Genomic DNA, 8,459 nt, shown 5'->3' on the forward strand with positions numbered 1-8,459 from the left:
AATATGATAATGCAAAAGCAGATTACGATAAAGTAAAAAATGGCATTGAAGGTGCAAAAGCTGATTTACAAAAGGCGAAAGAAGATGTAAAAAATAGAGGTATTAACGATTTAGATTCAACGAAAGTAGCTTTAAATAGTTTAAATGGTCAATTCCAATCTGGAATCGGTTTAATTGATGATATGATTCCAGTTCTAGAAAGCACAAATAAGGTTTTAGCGGATGTAAATAGTGATAAAAACCTTAATAATGGAATTGCAAAATTAAATAAAGCGAAAAGCAGTTTGCAAAAAGGTGTAGAGGCAACGAATAAGGGGATTACACTTCTTAACAATGGCCAGAAACCTACAAAAGATGTAATTGAAAGTATTAACAATGCAGCAAAAGGTGGAGCAGCTCAATTAGCAGATGTATTGTCCACGTATGATTCAGAAATTGTTCCGAACTTTAATACAGCAATTGCTCGTACAAAAGAGATGTCGAAAAATACAACTCAAATTTTAAATGATGCAGATAAGAAGCTTCCAGATGTTAAAAAGTTACTAGAAGATTCATCAAAAGGCTTAGTAGATGGTCAAAAGAAAATAGCAGAGATTAAAGCTGAAATGCCAGCTACTGAGAAAAAGATTAAAGAATTAGCAGATAAAATTCGTGATTTTGAATCTGAAGAGGATATAAAAGACATCATACGCTTATTAAAGAATGATGTTGAAAAGCAAAGTGACTACTTTGCAAATCCAGTAAATTTAAAAGAGAATAAATTATTTGCAATGCCGAACTACGGTTCAGCAATGTCACCATTCTATACAGTGCTTGCGTTATGGGTAGGCGCATTATTAATGGTTTCATTATTAACGGTAGAAGTACACGAAGAGGGCGCGAATTATAAGAGCCATGAAGTTTACTTCGGACGCTTATTAACATTCTTAACGATAGGTCTTTCACAAGCGTTTATCGTATCAATGGGAGATATATTCTTACTCGGTACGTACGTAGTCGATAAGTTCTGGTTTGTGTTATTTAGTTTATTTATTGGGGGAGTATTTGTTTGTATCGTGTACTCACTCGAGTAACTAGAGATTTACTTGTGTTAAGTGCTTTCGTAGTAATCATGGTTGTGGCTGCATTATTACTGAAAACACCAATTAACAAATCAAGTGAAAAGTTTGTTGAGAACGCAAAAGGAAGTAAAATTATTCATTAAAAATAAAAGGTTCCTACCGATAGTGGTAGGAACCTTTTTGTTTAATCAAATTTTAATTTCTTTAATGCTTCTGCGAATGGATTGTTTAATGGTTCTTCCTCTTTGTTCTGCTGTTTCATATATTTTTGAACGTCGCGTTTATCAGCTTTGCTGCCGGATTCTTTTTTACGTCTCTCTTGGAATGTAGAAAGTTTCTCACGATAGCCACATTTACATGCGAAAATTTGGCCTGCTCCTTCACCACGAAGTTCTAGTTTCTTTTTACACTGAGGACAGCGTGCATTTGTAGTGCGGGATACATTTTTACGGTGACCACATTCGCGATCTTGGCATACAAGCATTTTACCTTTTTTACCGTTTACTTCTAACATTGGTTTACCACAGTCTGGACAAGACTTCGTTGAAATGTTGTCGTGTTTATATTTCTTATCACTCGATTTAATTTCAGCAACAATTTCTTTCGTATAGTTCTTCATTTCTGAAATGAATACTTCTTTCTTTAATTTTCCTTTAGCGATAGCTTCTAACTTTTGCTCCCATTCACCAGTTAGTGTAGGAGATTTCAGTTCTTCTGGCACTAAATCAAGTAACTGACGGCCTTTTGAAGTAATGTGAATATCTTTACCACGTTTTTCAAGCAAGAACGAATTGAATAACTTGTCGATAATATCAGCTCGTGTAGCTACAGTACCTAATCCCCCAGTTGACTTTAACGTGTCAGCAAGTTGTTTGTTTTGCGTATCCATGTATTTTGTTGGGTTTTCCATCGCTGAAAGTAATGTTGCTTCATTAAAACGTGCAGGTGCTTTCGTTTGACCTGATGTTTGGACAATTAGTTTTATGTTTAATGTATCGCCTTTTTCGATGCGAGGTAAGATTTGTTCTTTTACATCATCGCTTGCATCATCATCTTCAAATCGATTTTCATAAACCTCTTTCCAACCAGCATGTAAAATCGTTTTTCCGCGTGCGATGAACGTTTCGTCACCAATTTTCGTGCGCAATGTTAGTTGTTCATATTCAAAGGCCGGGAATAAAACAGCTAAGAAACGTTTTACAACTAAGTCATAAATTTTACGTTCTTTATCTGTGAAAGCTGAGAAGTTTACATAGCTCTCTGTTGGAATAATTGCGTGATGATCACTTACTTTACTATCATCAACAAATGATTTATTAGATTTTACAGGTTTCTGCAATACTTTATGTGCTAAAGGACGGTATTCTCCAACTCCGCAAGCCTTCAGACGCTCTGGAAGTGTTCCGACAATATCAGATGAAATATAGCGTGAATCTGTACGAGGGTACGTTAAAACTTTATGCTGTTCATATAATTTTTGCATAATGTTTAATGTTTCTTTCGCAGAGTAACCAAATATTTTATTCGCATCACGTTGTAGCTCAGTTAAATCGTAAAGACCAGGAGCGAACGATTTCTTTTGTTTTTTATCAATGTCTACAACAGTAGCATTTTGTTTACTAATTTTGTTCACGATTGCATCAGTTTTTTCTTTATTAAAGCTACGGCTATTTCCTTTTGTATCTTGCCAAGTTAGCTTTAATCTCTCAGCTGTTTGAGCTTCGATACCATAGTAAGTTTGAGCTTTGAAATGTTTGATTTCATCTTCACGGCTTGCAATCATGGCTACAGTAGGTGTTTGAACACGACCACAATTTAGTTGGGCATTAAAGCGAGTAGTTAATGCTCGAGTCGCATTAAGTCCGATATACCAGTCAGCCTCTGAACGTGCGACAGCTGAAGCGTATAGATTGTCATATGCTTTTCCTGGTTTTAAATTTGCGAAGCCATCTTTAATTGCTTTATCGGTAACAGATGAAATCCATAGACGTTTAATCGGTTTCTGCATTTTAACTTTATCGATAATCCAGCGTGCGACCAACTCGCCCTCACGACCGGCGTCAGTAGCTATAATGATTTCATTTACATCTTTTCTAAGAAGCTGACTTTTTACAGCGTTAAACTGTTTCCCTGTTTGTTTAATAACGGTTAGTTTTAAACGCTCCGGTAGCATTGGTAAATCTTCTAAATTCCACTGTTTATATTTCACATCATAGCTTTCTGGATCAGCTAATGTAACGAGATGACCTAAAGCCCAAGTAACAATATATTTACTACCTTCAAGATAGCCGTTCCCTTTTTTATCACATTTCAGTACACGTGCGATATCACGTGCAACAGAAGGTTTTTCAGCAATTACAATACTTTTTGCCATATTTAAAAACATCCTTTCAAATTTCCATACGTTAAATATAGCATACATCTTTGTTCTATTCAGTCTTGCTGACGGTTTGAGTTATTTGTGATGAAATATACGTGTGAGAGTTTTACTTATATAAAGGCGAAGAATGGTTGAACCAGGAGAGTTAGGATCTCTATCATTTTATAAAAGTAAAGAACTTGTTATTTTACTAGAATAAGAGTAGACTTTGAAGTAGATGAATAATAAACACATGGGAGTTTGTGGATGCAAACTGAGAGTATGACTAATCCGTCATTGACCATTTGAACCTGTTGGATAATGCCAGCGTAGGGAGAGTGTAAAAGCACATGTTCAGGCACTTTGCGTACGCGCAAAGTGCCTTTTTGTGTATCTCCCATCATTAAAGTTAGGAGATGAATAGAATGAATGTACAAGAAATTAGTAAAATAGTGGAATTGGTGAGAGGGTCTAATCCACTCGTGCATAATATTACAAATGTTGTTGTAACAAATTTTACAGCAAACGGTTTGTTAGCATTAGGAGCATCACCTGTAATGGCGTATGCAAAAGAAGAAGTAGCWGAAATGGCTAGCATTGCGGGAGCCCTTGTTTTAAATATGGGTACACTTCGTCCTGAAGAGGTAGAAGCGATGTTACTTGCTGGTAAATCAGCAAATAAGAATGATGTACCAGTATTGTTTGATCCAGTTGGGGCAGGAGCAACTTCTTATCGAACAGAAGTTGCGAGATATATTCCAGCTGAAATCGATTTAGCTGTTATCCGCGGAAATGCAGCTGAAATAGCGAACGTTATTAATGAGAGATGGGAAATTAAAGGGGTAGACGCYGGTRCTGGAAAYGGYAATGTYGTAAGTATTGCAAGGCAGGCAGCGGATGAATTAAATACAGTAGCGGTGATTACTGGAAAAGAAGATGTTGTTACAGATGGAGAACGAACGATTCTTATTCGAAATGGTCACCCTATTTTAACGAAAGTTACTGGAACTGGTTGTTTACTAACTTCTGTAATAGGAGCATTTGTAGCAGTAAAAAAGGATTATGTAAAGGCAGCGGTAGCCGCATTAACATTCTATGGAGTAGCAGCAGAAATAGCGGCTTCGAAAACAGTAGAGAGTGGACCAGGAAGCTTTCAAATTGAATTTTTAAATCAGTTAGCGAATACAACTTCAGATGATATTGAGAGGTATGGAAAGATTGAGGTTATACAGTAGGGAGAGGAACTAGATGTCGCGCATTACAATGGATGAAATGTCTAGGTTATTACCAGTATATTTTATTATGGGAAGTAACAATTGTACGAAGGAGCCACTACAAGTATTGAGAGATGCACTAGAAGGTGGTATAACAATTTTTCAACTTCGTGAAAAGGGAGAAGGGGCTTTAACGGGAGAGAAACGTATTGATTTTGCGAAAGAACTRCAAGCGCTTTGCAAGGAGTACGGTGTACCATTCATCGTAAATGATGATGTGGAACTAGCCCTCGAGTTAGATGCAGATGGCGTGCATGTTGGACAAGATGATGAAGGAATTACATCTGTTCGTAAAAAAATGGGAGATAAAATTATTGGAGTATCTACACATACAATTGAAGAAGCACGCTGGGCGATTGAAAATGGAGCCGATTATTTAGGAGTTGGTCCAATTTTCCCGACGAGTACGAAAAAAGATACAAAAGCGGTTCAAGGAACGAAAGGTCTAAAGTATTTTAGGGAACAAGAGATTGCAATACCGATCGTTGGGATTGGTGGGATTACAATTGAAAATACAGCTTCTGTTATAGAAGCGGGTGCGGATGGTGTTTCAGTTATTTCAGCGATTAGCTTAGCGGAATCTGCGTATGAAGGTACGAAGAAATTAGCTGAGGAAGTAAATAAGAGCTTGTAGATAAAAGACCATGTAGTATGAAAATACTGCGTGGTCTTTTGTCGTATAAAACAAAATATGCCGCCTAAACTAGTATGTATAAACATAGATTGTTTCGGAGGCGAAAGCATGATTGTATTTCAGGATATTATAGCTGCGTATGAAAAAATGAAGGGCATTGTACATATGACACCATTAGATTATTCAAGTACATTTAGTGAATTATCACAGAATGAAGTGTATTTAAAGCTGGAGAATTTACAAAAGACAGGCTCTTTTAAAGTACGTGGTTCTTATAATAAAATGGTTTCTCTTGAGAAAGGTGATTTAGAAAATGGTGTTGTTGCGGCATCTGCTGGAAATCATGCGCAAGGAGTCGCTTATTCTAGTAATATGCTTAGTATTCCTTGTACGATTGTGATGCCAAAAGGTGCTCCGTTAAGTAAGGTGCTTGCGACAAAAAGGTATGGCGCGCATGTAGAATTGCAAGGTGATGTATTTGATGATGCATTAGCTTATGCACTAGATTTAAAAGAGAAGACAGGAGCGAAATTTGTACATCCATTTGATGATGAAGCAGTAATTGCTGGTCAAGGTACAGTCGGTCTGGAAATATTACAACAGCTGGAAGATGTAGAGGCTGTTATTTGTCCTATTGGAGGTGGGGGATTAATTGCAGGGGTTGCGATGGCAATTAAAGAACAAAAGCCATCAGTAAAAATATACGGTGTGCAGACACTTGCTTGCCCAGGAATGAAACAATCACTTGAGGAAAAGAAAGTAATAACAGTAGATTCTGCGCCAACTATGGCGGATGGAATCGCGGTTAAAAGGCCAGGTGATTTAACTTTTGAASTTGTACAACGCTATGTGGATGATGTGTTTTGTGTAGATGAAATGGAAATCGCACGAACGATGTTAATGCTTCTTGAACGGAATAAATTGTTGGTTGAAGGGTCTGGTGCGAGCTCATTAGCTTCTTTGCTTTATCACAAAATCCCAATAAGAGAAAAAAAGGTCGTATCCGTACTAAGTGGTGGAAATGTCGATGTAAACTTTATTTCGCGTATTATTGAGCATGGAATGGTTGAAGCAGGACGCTTCATTCACATTGCGACAATGATTAAAGATAAGCCAGGCTATTTGCAACATTTACTTGAGATTGTAACAAGTTTTGAAGCGAATGTATTAAATATACATTTAGAACGGATTGGTACAAAGGTATTTCCAGGATATGCGCAATTGCACTTGTCATTAGAAACGAAAGATAGAAATCATATTGAAGAAATATTGAGTGGTTTAAAAAAGAAAGGGTATGTTGTAGAAGTTATTGATTGAAAAAATTAAACAAACGTTTGATTAAAAAAGCACAAACCCTTTAGAATTGTAGGTTTGTGCTTTTATTTAAAACATAATTGAAATTAAGAGCATTCCAATTCCGATAGAAGTAAAGGTTGCGATCAGGCCCGGAATCATAAAGCTATGATTTAAAACATATTTACCAATTCCTGTTGTACCAGTACGGTCAAAGTTAATTGCAGCAACGATTGTCCCGTAGTTTGGAATGAAGAAGTATCCATTTACTGCAGGGAACATTGCAATAAGTAATGCTGGTGGAATACCAAGTGATAGTCCAAGTGGCATTAAAGCACGAACTGTTGCTGCTTGGCTATACAGTAAAATAGATAGAATGAATAGTGCGATAGCAAATAGCCATGGTGCACTTGTCACTAAGTGTTGAATTGATCCTTGAATTATATTTAAGTTTCCGTTGAAGAAAGTATCTCCCATCCAAGCGATACCAAAAATAGCAACAACTGCTGTTGCGCCTGCTTTAAAGACGTTACCAGTTACAATGCTTTCCACATTTGGTTTACAGAAAATAATAATAAGAGCAGCAATGGTTAACATGACCATTTCAATTGTGTTTGGCATGGAAAGACGAGCTAACTTCCCGTCAACCATCCATCCCGGACGAAGGGCTTCAAAGGAACCAAGAAGTACGACAAGGAAAGTTCCTACTAGGAAAAGGATAACTGATAATTTAGCGCCTTTTACACCCGCAAATTCTTTTTTCTCTTCAAGTTTAGGGATCAATCCCTCTTTTAATCGCTTCAAGTATTCAGGGTCTTCATTTAATTCTTTTCCCATTTTACTAGCAACGAATGCAGCTACCATACAAGCAATAAAAGTAGAAGGGATACTGACTTTTAAAATATCTAACAAGGTGATTTTATAGTCGGCTAACATTGCTAAAAGTGCAACTGTTGCAGCCGATATTGGACTAGCTGTAATTGCCTGCTGGGAAGCGATAACGGCAATTGACATTGGTCGTTCAGGTCTAATTCCTGATTCGCGAGATACTTCGGCGATAACGGGAAGTACAGAATAAGCGACATGACCAGTTCCCGCGCATAGCGTGAATAAATAAGTAACAATAGGAGCAAAAAATGTAATACGCTTTGGATTTTTTCGTAATGCTTTCTCAGCAAGGTAGACAAGGTAATCCATTCCTCCAGCAGCTTGCAAAGCACCGGCAGCTGTAATTACTGCTAAAATCATAAGCATTACATCAATAGGAGGAGCTGTAGGTTGTAAGTGGAAGACGAAAACAAGTATTGCCATACCAACGCCACCCATTACTCCTAGACCAACTCCGCCTAAGCGTGCGCCAATAAAAATGCAGAGTAGTAACGTAAGAAATTGTAGCCAAAACATGATAAACTACCTCCGAAATTCGTAAGTTAAGATATATTCGAATAGTTTAATTTAAATGAAAATTAAATGAATATCCGGAATAATCCTTGTGTTGTATACGTTTTTTATTATATAACACAAGAAATGTAACATTCACGAACTTTGTTAAATTATTTCGAAAAAATAATACATTAAAACTTTATATTTACATCTTTAAATGGGTGGACATTTTAATTTTTATGTTGTAATATTTGGAAGAGAATATTTTAATTCTCATAGAACTCCCATATCGTTCAACTCGTTCAGCGAGAAAGGCAAACTTATGGAAACATGAGGACGCAAAACTACAGGGGCTAAGGTCGAAGGGCTAAGCTAGCCAGTTACCGGACGGATAGGGTTGGTTTTGACCAATGCTTTTTCATTGGTCTTTTTTTTATTTGTAAACAAATGAGAAC

The 8,459-nt window shown here is 36.9% G+C and carries 5 protein-coding genes, 1 pseudogene and 2 riboswitches; of the genes and pseudogenes, 4 read left to right on the forward strand and 2 right to left on the reverse strand.

Annotated elements, in window-relative coordinates; translation table 11 throughout:
* Nucleotides 1–1,204, forward strand: a pseudogene (locus AC1DJR_RS12320) (YhgE/Pip domain-containing protein); the annotation flags it as partial.
* A 41-nt stretch (nt 1,205–1,245) separates the two neighbouring features.
* On the opposite strand, the gene topB reads toward AC1DJR_RS12320, so the two are convergent.
* The gene (gene topB, locus AC1DJR_RS12325) at nt 1,246–3,435 is read right to left on the reverse strand and encodes a DNA topoisomerase III (RefSeq protein WP_002124971.1); all 2,190 of its coding nucleotides are present in this window, start codon (nt 3,433–3,435) and stop codon (nt 1,246–1,248) included.
* Nucleotides 3,436–3,663: 228 nt separating this feature from the next.
* Nucleotides 3,664–3,773, forward strand: a riboswitch (TPP riboswitch).
* A 72-nt stretch (nt 3,774–3,845) separates the two neighbouring features.
* Between topB and thiM the strand changes: the two genes are divergently transcribed.
* From thiM to ilvA, 3 genes are all read left to right on the forward strand, one after another.
* Nucleotides 3,846–4,655 carry a hydroxyethylthiazole kinase gene (thiM, locus tag AC1DJR_RS12330; RefSeq protein WP_477002713.1) on the forward strand — a complete coding sequence of 270 codons (810 nt, stop codon included), beginning with the start codon at nt 3,846–3,848 and terminating at the stop codon, nt 4,653–4,655.
* A gap of 13 nt (nt 4,656–4,668) precedes the next feature.
* Nucleotides 4,669–5,328 carry a thiamine phosphate synthase gene (gene thiE, locus AC1DJR_RS12335; protein ID WP_113770349.1) on the forward strand — a complete coding sequence of 220 codons (660 nt, stop codon included), beginning with the start codon at nt 4,669–4,671 and terminating at the stop codon, nt 5,326–5,328.
* 108 nt (nt 5,329–5,436) lie between these two features.
* Entirely contained in the window at nt 5,437–6,645 is a 1,209-nt protein-coding gene (ilvA, locus tag AC1DJR_RS12340) for a threonine ammonia-lyase (RefSeq protein ID WP_477002714.1), read from the forward strand.
* Nucleotides 6,646–6,711: 66 nt separating this feature from the next.
* Here ilvA and AC1DJR_RS12345 read toward each other — a convergent pair whose 3' ends face one another.
* Nucleotides 6,712–8,025, reverse strand: coding sequence for an anaerobic C4-dicarboxylate transporter family protein (locus AC1DJR_RS12345; protein ID WP_477002715.1), 1,314 nt, complete (start codon nt 8,023–8,025; stop codon nt 6,712–6,714).
* A gap of 282 nt (nt 8,026–8,307) precedes the next feature.
* A riboswitch (cyclic di-GMP riboswitch) is annotated at nt 8,308–8,392 on the forward strand.
* Nucleotides 8,393–8,459: the final 67 nt, after the last annotated feature.

The organism is Bacillus sp. 05T31 (genome assembly GCF_056396725.1).